We start from the raw sequence: 375 nt of genomic DNA, 5'->3' as shown, positions 1-375 counted from the left end.
CCGTCGCGTCCGACCGCGATCATCGACGCCAACACCGGTGAAGTGGTCAAGAGCTGGAACGGCCTGACCGATGCCTCGGCGACCGGCCCGGGCGGCAACCAGAAGACCGGCAAGTACATCTACGGCACCGACTACGCCGCGCTCGACGTGACCCAGTCCGGCAGCACCTGCACGTTGCAGAACACCAACGTGAAGACCTACAACCTCAACCACGGCACCAGTGGTGGTTCGGTGGTCAGCTTCACCTGCTCCAACAGCGACACCGACGCGATCAACGGCGCCTACTCGCCGGTCAACGACGCCCACCATTTCGGTGGCGTGGTGCATGACATGTACAACGCCTACACCGGCGCGCCGCCGCTGAACATGCAGCTG

1 pseudogene is annotated in these 375 nt (G+C 64.3%); it reads left to right on the top strand.

The features are described 5' to 3' along the window. Nucleotides 1–375, top strand: a pseudogene (locus UU7_RS17115) (M4 family metallopeptidase); the annotation flags it as partial.

It is taken from the genome of Rhodanobacter spathiphylli B39 (assembly GCF_000264295.1).
GTDB lineage: Bacteria > Pseudomonadota > Gammaproteobacteria > Xanthomonadales > Rhodanobacteraceae > Rhodanobacter > Rhodanobacter spathiphylli.
The sequence above is the reverse complement of the archived record's forward strand: the minus strand, read 5'-3'. Positions and strand labels throughout refer to the sequence as shown.